The organism is Comamonas antarctica, from assembly GCF_013363755.1.
Lineage (GTDB): Bacteria > Pseudomonadota > Gammaproteobacteria > Burkholderiales > Burkholderiaceae_C > Comamonas > Comamonas antarctica.
The window spans coordinates 1,211,992-1,226,649 of record NZ_CP054840.1 but is presented as its reverse complement, the minus strand read 5'-3'; the positions used below and the strand labels follow the sequence as shown (position 1 = coordinate 1,226,649).

Annotated in this window: 14 protein-coding genes and 1 riboswitch; of the genes, 7 read left to right on the top strand and 7 right to left on the bottom strand. The window is 68.7% G+C overall.

Going from position 1 to position 14,658, the window contains the following annotated elements; all coding sequences use genetic code 11:
- Nucleotides 1–118 precede the first annotated feature (118 nt).
- Nucleotides 119–565, top strand: a complete 447-nt coding sequence (locus tag HUK68_RS05765) for a hypothetical protein (RefSeq protein ID WP_175503332.1) — start codon at nt 119–121, stop codon at nt 563–565.
- Nucleotides 566–622: 57 nt separating this feature from the next.
- Nucleotides 623–955 carry a hypothetical protein gene (locus HUK68_RS05760; protein ID WP_175503331.1) on the top strand — a complete coding sequence of 111 codons (333 nt, stop codon included), beginning with the start codon at nt 623–625 and terminating at the stop codon, nt 953–955.
- 18 nt (nt 956–973) lie between these two features.
- On the opposite strand, the gene pmbA is transcribed toward HUK68_RS05760, so the two are convergent.
- The gene (gene pmbA, locus HUK68_RS05755; RefSeq protein WP_175503330.1) at nt 974–2,383 is read right to left on the bottom strand and encodes a metalloprotease PmbA; all 1,410 of its coding nucleotides are present in this window, start codon (nt 2,381–2,383) and stop codon (nt 974–976) included.
- Nucleotides 2,384–2,446: 63 nt separating this feature from the next.
- On the opposite strand from pmbA, the gene yjgA reads away from it, so the two are divergent.
- The 3 genes from yjgA to HUK68_RS05740 all read left to right on the top strand — a co-directional run bounded on the left by yjgA (nt 2,447) and on the right by HUK68_RS05740 (nt 5,554).
- On the top strand, nt 2,447–3,133 hold the full coding sequence (yjgA, locus tag HUK68_RS05750) for a ribosome biogenesis factor YjgA (protein ID WP_175503329.1): 687 nt from the start codon (nt 2,447–2,449) through the stop codon (nt 3,131–3,133).
- Nucleotides 3,126–3,713: a molybdopterin adenylyltransferase gene (gene mog / locus HUK68_RS05745; RefSeq protein WP_175503328.1), complete on the top strand. Its 588-nt coding sequence runs from the start codon at nt 3,126–3,128 to the stop codon at nt 3,711–3,713. The genes yjgA and mog overlap by 8 nt, the downstream gene beginning before the upstream one ends.
- A 203-nt stretch (nt 3,714–3,916) precedes the next feature.
- Nucleotides 3,917–5,554 carry a methyl-accepting chemotaxis protein gene (locus tag HUK68_RS05740; protein ID WP_175503327.1) on the top strand — a complete coding sequence of 546 codons (1,638 nt, stop codon included), beginning with the start codon at nt 3,917–3,919 and terminating at the stop codon, nt 5,552–5,554.
- A gap of 138 nt (nt 5,555–5,692) precedes the next feature.
- Here HUK68_RS05740 and thiC read toward each other — a convergent pair whose 3' ends face one another.
- Together thiC and HUK68_RS05730 are read right to left on the bottom strand one after the other, a co-directional pair.
- Nucleotides 5,693–7,591: a phosphomethylpyrimidine synthase ThiC gene (thiC, locus tag HUK68_RS05735; RefSeq protein ID WP_175503326.1), complete on the bottom strand. Its 1,899-nt coding sequence runs from the start codon at nt 7,589–7,591 to the stop codon at nt 5,693–5,695.
- A gap of 228 nt (nt 7,592–7,819) precedes the next feature.
- Nucleotides 7,820–7,942, bottom strand: a riboswitch (TPP riboswitch).
- 72 nt (nt 7,943–8,014) lie between these two features.
- Nucleotides 8,015–8,674, bottom strand: coding sequence for a nitroreductase (locus HUK68_RS05730; protein WP_175503325.1), 660 nt, complete (start codon nt 8,672–8,674; stop codon nt 8,015–8,017).
- 97 nt (nt 8,675–8,771) lie between these two features.
- On the opposite strand from HUK68_RS05730, the gene HUK68_RS05725 reads away from it, so the two are divergent.
- Nucleotides 8,772–9,473: a carbonic anhydrase gene (locus tag HUK68_RS05725; RefSeq protein ID WP_175503324.1), complete on the top strand. Its 702-nt coding sequence runs from the start codon at nt 8,772–8,774 to the stop codon at nt 9,471–9,473.
- A gap of 4 nt (nt 9,474–9,477) precedes the next feature.
- Here the strand turns inward: HUK68_RS05725 and cysE are convergent, their stop codons facing one another.
- Nucleotides 9,478–10,269, bottom strand: coding sequence for a serine O-acetyltransferase (cysE, locus tag HUK68_RS05720; protein WP_175503323.1), 792 nt, complete (start codon nt 10,267–10,269; stop codon nt 9,478–9,480).
- Between the two features lie 34 nt (nt 10,270–10,303).
- Nucleotides 10,304–11,077, bottom strand: coding sequence for an RNA methyltransferase (locus tag HUK68_RS05715; protein ID WP_175503322.1), 774 nt, complete (start codon nt 11,075–11,077; stop codon nt 10,304–10,306).
- Nucleotides 11,078–11,275: 198 nt separating this feature from the next.
- Between HUK68_RS05715 and HUK68_RS05710 the strand changes: the two genes are divergently transcribed.
- Nucleotides 11,276–12,184, top strand: a complete 909-nt coding sequence (locus HUK68_RS05710; protein WP_175503321.1) for an inositol monophosphatase family protein — start codon at nt 11,276–11,278, stop codon at nt 12,182–12,184.
- Between the two features lie 55 nt (nt 12,185–12,239).
- On the opposite strand, the gene HUK68_RS05705 is transcribed toward HUK68_RS05710, so the two are convergent.
- Both HUK68_RS05705 and HUK68_RS05700 read right to left on the bottom strand, forming a co-directional pair.
- Nucleotides 12,240–13,637: a PAS domain-containing protein gene (locus HUK68_RS05705; RefSeq protein ID WP_175503320.1), complete on the bottom strand. Its 1,398-nt coding sequence runs from the start codon at nt 13,635–13,637 to the stop codon at nt 12,240–12,242.
- 233 nt (nt 13,638–13,870) lie between these two features.
- Nucleotides 13,871–14,419, bottom strand: a complete 549-nt coding sequence (locus HUK68_RS05700; protein ID WP_175503319.1) for a DUF2325 domain-containing protein — start codon at nt 14,417–14,419, stop codon at nt 13,871–13,873.
- Nucleotides 14,420–14,658: the final 239 nt, after the last annotated feature.

The window sequence follows — 14,658 nt, the reverse complement described above, 5'->3', positions numbered from 1 at the left end:
GGGGGATAGATTGATGCGGGTGTGCGCAGACCGTTTGAACCCCGTGGACCGACGCATGGCGACGATGCACACATGGCCTTGCGCTGCCAGCGTTGCTTCACCATTTCGGACAACCACCATGCCTGGAAATGCCAAAAACCCTGCAAACCCCCATGCCCCCGCCGTCGATGCACTCAGCGAGTTCAATCTCCAGATCATTCTCGAATATATCGAGCACCGCGGCGGGCCCGCGAAAATCGCCTCGTTGAGCATTGGCAAGATACCCGGACTGCTGCCGGTCATCTACTACATCGACCATGAGCGCGGCTGCAGCAACCACCGGTCCGATGTATTTGATTTCTTCCATCTCGACAGGCCCAAAGCCCTGCTCGGGGCACAGGAAGACCCGCAGGATCTGGTCTACACCCTGGACGACAGCGATGAAAGCGCCGCAGCTCAGGCATCGCCCGGCCGCACTGTGTCGCCGCCGGAGTCCATCGCATCGCTCAACTGCAGCGGCCTCATCGGCGCTCCAGGGCTGTTCGCATTCCACGCGGCAGCGGACACCCACCCGTTCACCATGTGACAAGCGCTGCCCAGGGGCACCCACACCGTCCGATTTTCAATTACCCAAGGAGACAGGATGCCGAACAACTCGACCGCCAGTGGCCCGGTCCTCAGCTACGCCGACCGGGCGCCGCCCTATCCTGTTGACCTCGACTTCGACTGGGGTTTCGAGACGTCGCCCCCGCCTTCCTATGAAACCCTGGGCTACCCCGCGGGTGAAGACGGCGCGGGGTGGCAAGCCTGGGCCGACCCGGCGGAGCCCGCGGGCGATGCCGGCGATCCACCCCTGCCACACGACATGGGCCGGTGTTCGCCTGACCTGCTTTTGGCTGTCACCGGCCAGCTGCTGGTGGTCTTCGCCTGCTTCTACGCAGGTCTGGGCAGCTACGTTCCGCTGGACATCCAATGAGGGGAGCCAGCCTGCGCTTCAGCTGCCCGCGACCTTCATGCGGTTGATCAGCACCGAACCCACGGTCTTGGCACCGTAGTTGTAGGTATCGGCGCCAATGGCTTCGATGCCCTTGAACATCGTCTTGAGGTTGCCGGCGATGGTGATCTCGTGCACCGGAAACGCAATCTCGCCGTTCTCCACCCAGAAGCCGCTCGCGCCGCGCGAATAGTCGCCGGTCACGTAATTGACGCCCTGGCCCATGAGTTCGATCACGAACAGGCCGGTGCCGAGCTTCTTGAGCATCGCATCGAGGTCGTCGCCGGCGCGCGTGAGGCGCGAGCTCATGACCAGGTTGTGCGAGCCGCCCGAATTGCCGGTGGTCTTCATGCCCAGCTTGCGCGCCGAGTAGCTCGACAGGAAGTAGCCCTGCACGCGGCCCGCGTCGATGACCTTGCGCGGCTGCACGCGCACGCCTTCCTCGTCGAACGGCGAGCTGCCCTTGCCGCGCAGGATGAACGGGTCTTCCAGCACGTCGATGTGCTTGGGGAATACCGGCTTGCCCAGCGAGTCCACCAGGAAGCTGGTCTTGCGGTAGAGCGCGCCGCCGCTGACCGCATGCACGAAGCTGCCGAGCAGGCCCGCGGCCAGCGTCGACTCGAACAGCACCGGGCATTCGGTGGTTGGGATCTTGCGGCTGCCCAGGCGGCTCAGCGCGCGCTGCGCGGCGTAGCGGCCGACCTCGGCAGGCGAGGCCAGCTCGGAGGCGGCGCGCATCGAGCTGTACCAGGCGTCGCGCTGCATCTCGGCATTGCGGCCCGGCAGCGAGGCGATGGGCGCGACCGACAGGCTGTGGCGCGAGCTGGCATAGCCGCCGCGAAAACCATTCGAATGGGCGCTGAAGAAATGGCTTTGCTGCACGGAGACGCCCGCGCCTTCGCTGTTGGTGATGCGCTTGTGCGTCTTGAGCGCCGCGGCTTCGCATTCCATGGCCAGGGCCGCCGCGTCCTCGCTGGTGATGTCCCAGGGATGGAACAGGTCCAGATCGCGATGGGTGCCGGGTTCGGCGATGTCGGCGGGATCGGGCAGGCCGCCGGTCGGATCCTCGGCCGTGAAGCGCGCGATGTCATACGCGGCCTGCACGGTCTGCGCCACGGCCGCTTCGGAGAAGTCGGAGGTGCTGGCATTGCCGCGCCGGTTGCCCAGGTAGACGGTCACGCCCAGCGACTTGTCGCGGTTGCGCTCCACGGTCTCCAGCGCGCCCTTGCGCACGCTCACCGACAGGCCGCAGCCTTCGGAGGCTTCGGCGCCGGCATCGGTGGCGCCAAGCTTCCTGGCATGCGCCAGGGCACGGTCCACGAGGTCTTCAAAGAAGGGACGGCTGTAGCTGAAGCCGGAATCGGCCTGCGCGGCGGCGGTGCTTACGGAGCGGGGGCGGGGTTTTTTCATAGCGACAGCTATGATACTTGCCACTGCGACGCGCTCTGCGTTGCCTCCCTATTGCCCCCTACCATGTCACGCAAACCCAAAAAAGGCTACTTCGTGAAAGGCCACTTCGTTGCCGAAGGCAGCGAACTCGACCTCGAACTCAAGGCCGAACTCAAAGGTACCTGGGACTCCAGCCGTACCGATATGAAGCGCGAAAGCGATGCGCTGCAAAAGCTCGGCGAAGACCTGCTCGGCCTGCGCAGCGACCTGCTGGCGCGCCTGCAACTGTCCGACAAGCTGCTCGATGCGCTGGCCGAAGCGCGCCGCATCACCAACTTCGAAGGCAAGCGCCGCCAGATGCAGTACATCGGCAAGATCATGCGCAAGCTCGAGGAATCGCAGGTCGCGGCCATTCATGCCGCCATGGACGAGCAGCGCAATGGCTCGCCCACGGAAAAACTCAGCGTATTGCAGGCCGAGCAATGGCGCGAGCGCCTGCTGGCCGAGGACGGCGCACTGGCCGAATGGCTCGACAGCTTCCCCGACACCGACTCGCAGCAGATCCGCGCACTGATCCGCCAGGCGCGCAAGGACAGCCAGGCCGCAGCCGCCGCTGCCCCGGCCGTGCCCGAGGGCGAAATGCCCGCGCCGCGCAAGGCCAGCCGCGCCTACCGCGAACTTTTCGCGCTGCTGCGCGCGCAGATCTCGGGCAACAGCGCCCAGCCCGGCGCCGACGCCGCCGACGAGGACGAGGACGAAGAAGATGCATGACGCGGTGCGCATCGGCATCGTGTCGATCAGCGACCGCGCCAGCAGCGGCGCCTACGTCGACCAGGGCCTGCCAGCGTTGCAGGACTGGCTGGGCCGTGCGCTGCACAACCCGGTCACGTTCGACGCGCGGCTGATTCCCGACGAGCAGGATCTGATCAGCGCGACGCTGGTCGAGCTGGTCGACGCGGGCTGCAGCCTGGTGCTGACCACGGGCGGCACCGGCCCGGCGCTGCGCGATGTCACACCCGAAGCCACGCTGGCCATTGCCGACAAGGAAATGCCGGGCTTCGGCGAGCAGATGCGCCAGATCAGCCTGCGCTTCGTGCCCACGGCCATCCTGTCGCGCCAGGTCGCGGTGATCCGCGGCCAGAGCCTGATCATCAATCTGCCGGGCCAGCCCAAGGCCATTGCGCAGACGCTCGAAGGCCTCAGGGATGCCGACGGCCAGAGCCTGGTGCCCGGCATCTTCGCGGCCGTGCCCTACTGCATCGACCTGCTGGGCGGTCCGTACCTCGAGACGCGCAGCGAAGTCTGCGCCGCGTTCCGGCCGAAGAACGCGCAGCGCCCGGCGGCCGGCTGAGCCTGCACGAGCTGCGCCTTTCCCGAGCACAACGGCCAGGTTCACCTGGCCGTTGTGCTTTGCGGCCGCGGCGGCGAGCGCACGCCCGCGCCAGGTGATGCAGCCCGCCTCCATGTCACAGTCATTACACAGTCGGTGACTAGCATGCGACGCATCGCCCGCGCGCCGTGCGCCGGGCAGGCTCCTTCCTCACGCGCGTGTCCATGTCTTCTTCCATTGCCCTTCACCTGCCGCGGATCTTCCCGTCCCCGGCCGCCTCCGTCCCCTCCCGCAATGCCCCCGCGGCGTCCACCCCCGTGGCATGGCGCCGCTCGCTGGGCGCGCGCCTGCAGCTGATCTTCGCGCTGGCGCTGGCGCTGGGCTGGGGCTCGGCCGGCGTGGGACTCTGGGCGCTCGACCGCAGCCAGGATGCGCTCCAGCGCGTGATCGCCGAACGCAGCGCGGCGGAGCGCCAGGTGGCCGATGCGTTCTGGCTGCAGTCGCGCAACATCGAGCGCCTCAAGGCCATGGCCTTGAGTTCCGAACCCGAGGTCGGCGACGTGCTGGGTGCGGAGGTGGCAACCGACGAAGCGGCCTACGCCAGACTGCGCCAGGCGGTGGACGGCGCGGGTCATGGCGCGAACGAGCAAGCGCTGTGGCAGGCGCTCGACGAACGCCATGCGGCGTTTCTTGCCGCCAGCGCGGCGCTGGTGGCGGCGCGCGACAGCGGCCTCACGCAGCGCATCCGCGAGACCGTGGACCAGCAGTTCCTGCCCGCGGCGCAGGCGTTCACGCAGCAGCTGCAGGCGCTGTCGAGCCACCAGCGCCAGGCCATGGACGAAGCCGCGGGCCAGGCCGCGCAAAGCGCGGCCACGGCGCGCGGCTTCCTGCTGGCGCTGTGCGCGGCTTCGGTGCTGCTGGGCCTGTGGCTCGGCTGGGCGCTGCGCCGCTGGATCGTGCAGCCGCTGGCACTGGCGCATGGCGCCGCGCAGCGCGTGGCCGCGCTCGATCTGCGCACCGACCTGCACAGCCGCGGCCAGGACGAAGCCGGGCAGATGCTGGGCGCGATGGCGCGCATGCAGGCCAGCCTGCGCGAGCTCGTCGGCCAGCTGCAGGGCGCGACGCGCCATGTGGCCGAGGCATCGCAGGAGATCGCGCGCGGCAACCACGACCTGTCGCAGCGCACCGAGCATGGCGCGCTGCAGTTGCAAGCCGCGAGCGAGCATCTGGCCATGCTGTCCGAAACCACGACGCTGGCCGCCAGCGCCGCCGACCGCGGCCAGCAGGTGGCGCAGCAAGCCAGCCAAAGCGCGCAGGCCAGCGGCGAATCGATCGAGGCGCTGGCCGGCACCATCCACCACATGGCGGGCAGCGCGCAGCGCATTGCCGACATCACCGGCGTGATCGACACGCTGGCCTTCCAGACCAACCTGCTGGCATTGAACGCCGCGGTCGAGGCCGCGCGTGCGGGCGAGCACGGCCGCGGCTTCAGCGTGGTCGCGGCCGAGGTGCGCGCGCTGGCCAACCGCAGCGCCGACGCGGCCAAGGAGATCAAGCAACTGGTGCAGGCTTCGGGCGCGCAGGTCGAGAAAAGCAGCCGCCTGGCGACCGAAGCGCGCGCCCGCACCGCGCAGATGCTGCAGGCCATCGCGCAGGCCACGCTGAGCATGGCCGACATCACCCGCCAGGCGCACGGCCAGCAACAAGACATCAGCGCGCTGCATGCGGCCGTGCATGCGCTCAGCGACCATGCGCAGCACAATGCCGCGCTGGTGCAGGAGTCGGCCGCGGCCGCGCTGAGCCTGCAGGACCAGGCGGCAGCCTTGTCGAGGATTGCGACCCGGTTTGCGCTGCCGGGTTGAGACACGCGCCGGCGATAGGCCTGGCCTCGCATCTTGCGCTCAGGCCCTCCATCCTTTGGCAGGCTCAGGACAAACGGTTTCGCGGGCAGCTGCCAACTCGATTGTTCGCGCTGGGCTCGCGCAAGGCGCGCATAGGCATCACTTCACGGGTGTGATCGGCAGATAGAACTGCCCGCCGGCCTGCTGGAACTCGCTGGCTTTTTCCTCGAGCCCCTGGGCCAGTGCCGCCTCGTCGGCCAGCCCCTTGCGCGCGGCGAATTCGCGCACTTCCTGCGTGATCTTCATCGAGCAGAACTTGGGGCCGCACATCGAGCAGAAATGCGCGACCTTGGCCGCGTCCTTGGGCAGGGTCTCGTCGTGGTAGGCCTGGGCCGTGTCGGGATCGAGCCCCAGATTGAACTGGTCCTGCCAGCGGAAATCGAAACGCGCCTGCGACAGCGCGTCGTCGCGTGCGCGCGCGCCCGGATGCCCCTTGGCGACATCGGCTGCATGCGCGGCGATCTTGTACGCCATGATGCCCTGCTTGACGTCGTCGCGGTCGGGCAGGCCCAGGTGCTCCTTGGGCGTGACATAGCACAGCATCGCCGTGCCCATCCAGCCGATCATGGCCGCGCCGATGGCGCTTGCAATATGGTCGTAGCCCGGCGCGATGTCGATGGTCAGCGGACCCAGCGTGTAGAACGGCGCCTCGTGGCAGTGCTTGAGCTGCTCGGCCATGTTGGCCTGGATCAGGTGCATGGGCACATGGCCCGGGCCCTCGATCATGGTCTGCACGTCGTGCTTCCAGGCGATCTGCGTGAGCTCGCCCAGGGTCTTGAGCTCGGCGAACTGCGCCTCGTCGTTGGCGTCGCTGGCGCAGCCCGGGCGCAGCCCGTCGCCCAGGCTGAAGCTCACGTCGTACTGCTTCATGATGTCGCAGATGTCCTCGAAGTGCGCGTGCAGAAAGCTTTCGCGGTGGTGCGCCATGCACCACTTGGCCATGATCGAGCCGCCGCGCGAGACGATGCCCGTGCGCCGCGCGGCCGTGAGGTGGATGAAGGCCAGGCGCACCCCGGCATGGATGGTGAAGTAGTCGACGCCCTGCTCCGCCTGCTCGACCAGCGTGTCGCGGAAGATCGCCCAGGTCAGGTCCTCGGCCACGCCGCCGACCTTCTCCAGCGCCTGGTAGATCGGCACCGTGCCGATGGGCACGGGCGAGTTGCGCAGGATCCAGTCGCGCGTGGTGTGGATGTTCTTGCCCGTCGACAGGTCCATCACGTTGTCGGCGCCCCAGCGCGTGGCCCAGACCAGCTTCTCGACCTCTTCCTCGATGCTCGACGTCACGGCCGAGTTGCCGATGTTGGCGTTGATCTTCACCTTGAAGTTGCGGCCGATGGCCATCGGCTCGATCTCCGGGTGGTTGATGTTGGCCGGAATGATGGCCCGGCCGCGCGCCACCTCGTCGCGCACGAACTCGGGCGTGATGAGGGCCGGAATGCTCGCGCCCAGCGGGTTGCCCGCCAGCCGCCCTTCGCGCGCCGAGTCCTGCTGGTAGGCGGCGATCCATTCGCGCCGGCCATTCTCGCGCAGCGCCACGTATTCCATCTCGGGGGTGATGATGCCGCGGCGCGCGTAGTGCATCTGCGTCACGTTGGCCCCGCTTTTCGCGCGCCGCGGCTGGCGCTGCAGGCCCGCGGCCTCGGCGCGCAGCTGCTTGAGGCGCTGGGCCTCCTCGCTCTGGCTGCCGTCATCGAGTGCAGCGCGCGGGCGTCCCACATACCACTCGCTGTCGGCGCGCGCATCGATCCAGGGTGCGCGCAGCGCCGGCAGGCCGCGGCGGATGTCGATCTGCACCGCCGGATCGGTATACGGGCCGGAGGTGTCGTAGACGCTGACCTGTTCGCCATTGGTCAGCGCGATATCGCGCACCGGCACGCGCAGTTCGGCATGCAGCTGACCGGGCAGATAGCGTTTGCAGGAAGCGGGAAACGGCAGGCGCGATTGCGCCAGCAGGTCGCTGAAGGACGGGGTCGAAAGTTCGGGTGCACGGGCATTCATCGCAGTCTCCTCGGTGGATGGTTGGATCAACAACGCTCCGAGGAATGCCGGGCCGGACCTGCGCCCATGGCCGCAAGGGCTGTGGACGGACCACCGCCGGCTCTGGGGATGTGCCCCGCACGCGCACCCAGGTGCGCGAGCAGCCTTGGGTGGCGCGGATGAAGTGGCGCCTGCTGCCGCGGCATGCGGGCGTGACGCCCCGCCGCTGACTGCTGCCTCCCCCACCCCGCTTCAGGGTCTCGCTCTTCTTCCGCCGGTATGAACCGGATCAAGTTCGTCGGGTTCGCCAGCCGGCCTGTTCACACAGACCGTCTGGCATCTCAGCGCATAAGCACACCCCGGAGCTGGGGCCAAGTATAGCGACCACTTGCGAGCGCAAGGTCATTGGTCGTGCCACGCGCTCGCGAGATGCAGGCCGCGCTCTCAGAAACCCTGCAGATCCAGCCATTCGCCGGGGTCGGCACGCGTGGCGCGCAGCTGGTTGATGGGCGCGCTGGTGTCCTCCCAGCCCAGCGCCACGCCAAACGCCACCGCATAGCCTTCAGGCAGCGCGAGTTGCGTGGCCACGGTGTCGCCAAAGCGGCGCCAGTATCCCTGGGCGCAGGTGGCCAGGCCCTGCTCCACGGCCAGCAGCATCAGCGACTGCAGATAGATGCCCAGGTCGGTCCACTGGGCCAGTCCCATGCGCGTGTCGACGCTCACGAAGATGCCCACGGGCGCGCCGAAGAATTCGCCATTGCGGCCCAGCTGCGCCAGCCGCGCGGGCTTGTCCTCGCGTGCGATGCCCAGCGTGCGGTACAGGTCCTCGCCGTTCTCGAAGCGCCGGCTGCGGTAGGGCTCCCAGAGACTGGGGGGATAGGAGGTGCCGGTCGGCCCGTCCTGCGGCTCGGCTTCGGCCACGGCCGCCAGCAGGTGCGCCAGCGGCGTGCCGGTCAGCGCCGTCACGCGCCAGGGCTGCAGGTTGCCGCCCGATGCCGCACGCGCGGCCGAGTGCAGCATGGAGCGCACCACCGCGGCCTCGGGCACGCGGGGCAGGAAAGCGCGTACCGAGCGGCGCGCATGCAGGGCCTCTTTCACATTCATGGCATTGGATCCTTGGAGCAACAACCGGATGAGTCTAGCCGCCACCGCGGAACACAATGGACGTTGGCTGCCACTGACCTTCTCCAGGAGGTACCCCATGTGTGAAGTCTGCACTGCGTCCGGCCAAGGCCGGCGCGCTTTTCTGGCGCTGGCCGCAGTAGGCCTGTTCAGCGCGCGCACGCCGGCCGCAGAGCCGGCGGCGCAGGCCGGCGCCGGCCCGGATGCCGCGCTGGCGCGGCTGCAAGCCGGCAACGCGGCGTTCGTGGCTGCGCCCGCGCTGTGCGCAGCGCAACTGGGCGAGCAACGCGCGCGGCTGGCCATGCACCAGGCCCCCTGGGCGTCGATCGTCGCCTGCGCCGACAGCCGCGTGCCGCCCGAGCTGCTGTTTGGCGGCCTGGGCCTGGGCCAGCTGTTCGTCGTGCGCAATGCGGGCCATCTGCCCGATGCGGCCACGCTCGGCTCGCTTGAGTACGGCTGCTCGGTACTGGGCGTGCCGCTGATCGTGGTGCTGGGGCACGAGCGCTGCGGCGCGGTCGCGGCGGCCTGCGCCGTGGTGCAGGACAACGCGCGCTTTCCCGGGTTCATCGGCCCTTTGGTCGATGCGATCGTGCCCGCGGCGCGTGCGGTGATCGATCAGCCAGGCGATTTCGTCGACAACGCGGTGCGCGAGAATGCGCGCCGCACGGCGCACGCGATCGCCACGCGCAGCGCAGCGATGGCGCAAGCCGTGGCCGCGGGCGAGCTGCGCGTGGTGGCGGCGTACTACGACCTCGACACCGGCCAGGTGGATTTCCTGTGAGCGGCTATTTGCCCATCAGCTGATCGATCTTGTCCTTCTCGAACTTCTGCGGCCGCTCGGACTCGCAGGGCACGCAGTCGCCGGCCTTGGTGCGCGCCGAGAGCTTCTCGATGGCCTCCCACAGCAGCGCGATCTGCTGCTCATGGCCGGCCGCGCCTTCGCTCAGGCCGCGCATGGCCTGCGAGATCGGATCGTCCTCCTGCGTCACGCCATAGGCGGTGAAGGCGCGCGGCGCGGCGGCGGGCGCGTCATGGTCGGTGACATCGGCGCTCTGCCCGGCCTTCGACGGCAGGATGCGCGCGGGAATGCCCACCGCCGTGGCGCCCGCGGGCACGGGCTTGATGACCACCGCGTTGCTGCCGATCTTCGCGCCGTCGCCGACCTCGAAGCCGCCCAGCACCTTCGCGCCCGCGCTCACCACGACATCGCGGCCCAGCGTGGGATGGCGCTTCACGCCCTTGTAGAGCGACGTGCCGCCCAGCGTCACGCCGTGGTAGATGGTGCAGCCGTCGCCGACCACCGCGGTCTCGCCGATGACGACGCCCATGCCGTGGTCGATGAACACCCGCTCGCCGATGACCGCGCCGGGGTGGATTTCAATGCCCGTGAGCCAGCGCGCGACGTGCGAGATGAAGCGGCCAAGCCATTGCAGGCCATGGTTCCAGCACCAGTGCGCGGGCCGCTGCAGCCAGATCGCGTGCAGGCCGGGATAACAGGTCACCACTTCCCAGGTACTGCGGGCCGCGGGATCACGGTCGAGAATGCACTGGATATCGGAACGCAGGCGTGCGAGCATCGCAAAGGGGAGTTGGAATGGGGAATCAACAAGTCTAGCGGTTTGGCGCAGTGCTTTGCAGCATGGTCTTGGCGACACCGCGCAGGATGTGGATTTCCTCGGGGCTCAGTTGCGCGCGGTTGAAAAGCTGGTTGAGGCGCGGCATGAGCTTCTTGGGCGCGGCCGGGTCGAGAAAGCCCAGATGCGTGAGCGCCTGCTCCCAGTGGCCCAGCATGCCCGCGACCTGGGCCGCGTCGGCGCGGTCCGGCAGTTGCGCCGGCGCGGCGTTCTCCACGGCAAAACCGCCCAGCGCCTGGCGCCATTCATAGGCAATCAGCTGGATGGCGGCGCCCAGGTTGAGCGAGCCGAACTGCGGATTCGAGGGAATCGACAGCGCCACGTCGCAGCGGTAGACATCCTCGTTGGCCATGCCGAAGCGTTCGCAGCCAAACAGGAAGGCGACGCCGGTTTCGGCAGGCGTTGCGCCATCGCCGGCCACCGGCGCGGCTTGCAACTCGCCCTTGACCAGCATCTCCAGGTGCGCGCGCGGCGTGCGCGTGGGCGGGCCGAAGTCGCGCGGCGTCATGGCCGTGGCGCAGAGGTGGCTCATGCCGTCGAGCGCTTCGTCCAGCGTCTCCACGATGCGCGCCCGGGCCAGCACATCGAGCGCGCCGCTCGCGCGCTGGATGGTTTCCTCGCGCCGCAGCACGTTGGCCCAGCGCGGCGCCACCAGCACCAGGTCGTCGAAGCCCATGGTCTTCATGGCGCGCGCGGCGGCACCCACATTGCCGGCATGGCTGGTCTGGATCAGGACGAATCGGGTCTTCATGGCATTCAAAAAGCGTTGGCGGGCCGCGGCAAAAGCCGCCGGCCCTACGGATTGCCGCACTAAGCGCAGCAGGAATTGGACAGGACAGGTAAAATCGCCAGCCATTGTCGCCGCCCGCATCGCCGGAGCCGGCCTAACCCTGTTCTTACCCGCGTGTTGCGCTGCCTTTTTGCAGCGCGGCGCCAACGCCCACAATCTATGTCGTCTACCCTGCATCCCATGCTCAACGTGGCTATCAAAGCCGCACGCGCCGCCGGCGCCCTCATCAACCGCGCGGCCCTCGACGTGGAATCCGTGCGCATTGCACAGAAGCAGGTCAACGACTTTGTGACCGAGGTCGACCAGGCGGCCGAGAAGACCATCATCGACACGCTGCTGAGCGCCTACCCCGGCCACGGCATCCTGGCCGAGGAAACCGGCCAGCAGTTCGGCGCCAAGGACTCGGATTTCGTCTGGATCATCGATCCGCTGGACGGCACCACCAACTTCATCCACGGCATGCCCGTGTACTGCGTCAGCATCGCGCTGGCCGTCAAGGGCAAGATCGAACACGCCGTGGTGTACGACCCCTCGCGCAACAACCTGTTCACCGCCACGCGCGGCCGCGGCGCCTTCCTGAACGACCGCCGCATCCGCGTGAGCAAGCGCGCGCAGATGCGTGACTGCCTGGTCATCACCGGCTTCCCGTTCCGCCAGGGCGACAACTTCAAGGCCCACATGGCCATGGTGACCGATGTCATGCCACGCGTGGCCGGCGTGCGCCAGTCGGGTTCGGCGGCGCTGGACCTGGCCTACGTCGCGGCCGGCTTCAGCGACGGCTTCTTCCACACCGGCCTGAGCATCTGGGACGTGGCGGCGGGCTCGCTGCTGATCACCGAAGCCGGCGGCCTGGTGGGCAACTTCACTGGCGAAGCCGACTTCCTCGAGCAGCGCGAGTGCATGGCCGGCAACCCGCGCGTCTATGGCAACCTGGTCACGGTGCTGGGCAAGTACAGCAAGTTTGCCGGCGCGGGCGAAAAGGCCGGTGTGCGCCAGGCCCTGGCCGAGGACGGCGGCGAAGAAGCACCGGCCGAGCCAACGGCGCCGGCCAGCGACGAACAGGCCTGAGCTTCCTGCGCGAAGGAAAAAACCGCCTTGCGAGGCGGTTTTTTTTGCGCCCGGCTCAGTGCGGTTGCGCGCTCGGCGCGGCGCCGGGCTGGCGCTGGTGCCAGGCGACCAACGCGATGCGCCGGCCCCGGGCATCGAACACCGGCATGATCTTCACCCATTCCTCATGCAGCCGGCCGGCGCTGTCGCGGCTCAGCAGAAGCCCTTCCCAGCACAGGCCGGCCATCAGCTTCGACCACAGGTCGCGGTAGGTGTCGGGATGCATGTGTCCGCTGGCCACCACCGAGGGCTTCTGGCCGCGCAGCGTCGCCAGCGCAAAGCCGCTTTCCTCCTCGTAGCGCGGGTTGGCCCAGAAGATGCGGCCGTCGGCATCGGTCAGCACCACGGCCATGGGGCTCGCGCTCAGCGCCGCGCGCAGCACATCCTGGCGCTGGCGCAGCGTGCCCAGTCGGTCGCCCAGCGCGCGCTGGCGCAGCACCACCGCGCCCAGCAGCAGCAACAGAACGAACGCCACCGAGGCCACCCACCAGCGATCGTGCCAGGGCATCAGCGCGCTCACGTTGTCGAGCGCCACGAGCTGCCAGTGGCCTTCGGGATCGCTCCAGTCCAGCGCGCGCCTATCCACCACCTGGCGCGCGCCGTCGACGCGCACCTCCACGCTGTCGTCGGCAAACGGCAGCGCCGAGGCGACGCCGTTGGCGAAATAGCCGCCGAACAGCCCGCTCTGGCGCGCGGCATCGATGCGCTGCTGCGTCAGCGGCGCGGTCATCGCATAGCGCCAGTCGGGCCGGGTGGCGGAGAATGCCACGCCATGCGGGTCCAGCAGCAAGGTCGTGAGGCCGTTGCGGTTGATCACGGCATCGAGCGCGGCGGCATCGGTCTTGAGCACCACCACGCCCAGCACCGGCGCATCGGCATGCCCGGTGGCACGCACCGGCGCCACGAAAAACAGGTTGCGCGTGAGATTGCCGGGCTCCAGTGCCGCAAACACGCTGGCCTGGCCCTGCATGGCCTGGCGGAAATAGGGCCCGAACGCGCGCAGGCGGGCCGGCGAGAAGCGCTCACTGTCGTCCTGGGCCATGGTGTGGCCTTCGCGGTCCAGCACATGCACGCTCAGCACCGGCAGGCGCATGCGCAGCTGCGCGAAATGCATCTGCACCACGTCCGGCTCCACATCGAGCCCGCGTGCCAGGTCCTTGAATGCCGGGTCGGTCAATCCCACGGCAATGGCACCGGACAGCATGGGACTGCGCAGCGTCTGCGCCAGCAGCGCCTGCTGGGTGTCATCGAGAATGCGCTCGCGCTCCTGCGCGCGCACGTCCAGGCGCCACAGCGTCACTGCCTGCACGGCCAGCAGCGCGCCGACGACCGACGCCAGCACCAGACCCAGCAGATCGCGCACCGGGGAGCCCGGGTGGCGCGGCGCAGGTCCGCCGGGCAGCCATCCCGCCATGGCATGAAGCCCCTGGCGCCACGTCGCCAACGCGCGCAAACGTTCTCTCTGATCCTGCATGCCTGCCCTCGTGCCTCCGTGCGCAGCGGGCGGCTCGTGGCCGTCGCAACCCACCATGTCGTTGTTATGCACGGACCGGCAGGGGCGCGTGCCCCGGCGATCCGCTGGCAGATACTAACAACCCCAGGGCGGGATGCGGCGCAAAAACCGCAAAAGCTGCGGCTGCAGCAACTTCAGGATGCGGTGTTCTCGGGCGCGGGCAGCCATTCGACCAGGCGCTGCGCCGGCGCGTCAGCCCCGAAACCATCGATGGACGCGGCGGCGGATTGCTCCACCAGCACGCAGGTCTGGCCCGTGCGCCGGCACTGGTCCTGCACGCGCCAATAGTCGCCATGGCTCAGGCAGCCGGTCTGGCAGACCACCAGATCCGCGGCTTCGGCGCTCGCGGCCAGCGCGCCGGCGCCATCGGCGCCACCGCCCTCGCCCGGCCCGCCTTGCGCCGCGGCACGCAACTGCGCCCACTGCCACGGCAGGCGCTCGCGCGCGAGGTTCTGCATGCAGGTCAGCACCGCCTGCGAGCGCTGCGCGCGCTCCCAGGCCAGCGCCGTGTCGCGCACGATCACCGCCGCACGCAGCCGCATGGCCATGCCTTGCAGGCGCTCGATCTCGGCGGCCTGGGCGCGCACCAGGGCATCGCAGCGCATCTGGGTCTGGCCGTAGTGGCGCATCAGCACCTGGTATTCGCCTGTCAGTTGCTGATAGGGGGGTGCGGCAAGTGTCATGGTGGGCCTTGGCGTGCAGTCGCGACGCGCAGGCCGCGGTAAGAAGAAGGGCCGCAGCCTGGCCCGTATGCCGGGCCGCGCTGCGGCTCGCGAGCCCTGCCGCCCCTCTGTCGAGGACGCCGCCCGGGCTCTGTCGCGCAGTATATCAACTGAGATTGGTTCTCATTCAAATATCCTCTCAGGTACTGGTGCGATGCCATGCTCATTGCGCGGCGCGGTCGGCCTGGTCCAGCCCGCGC